The 211-nt window shown below is 33.2% G+C and carries 1 pseudogene; it reads left to right on the top strand.

The window, feature by feature from the left end:
- Positions 1-211: pseudogene (locus Q4548_RS17420) on the top strand (arylsulfatase); the annotation flags it as partial.

Raw genomic sequence — 211 nt, 5'->3', positions numbered from 1 at the left:
GAAGCAACAATTTGTACTACAGATTTTATGGCAACTTGTGCAGACATTGTAGATTACAAATTAAAAGATTGTGAAGCTGAAGATAGTTATAGCATGTTGCCTTTATTACTACAGCAAAAAGGATATGCAAGAGCGGCAACTATTCATCATACTAAAGAAGGTGTTTTTGTCATCAGAAAAGAAGAATGGAAATTAATTGTAGCTCCAAACT

The organism is Wenyingzhuangia sp. 2_MG-2023, from assembly GCF_030548295.1.
Taxonomy (GTDB): Bacteria; Bacteroidota; Bacteroidia; order Flavobacteriales; family Flavobacteriaceae; genus Wenyingzhuangia.
This window is presented reverse-complemented; position numbering and strand designations above follow the sequence as displayed.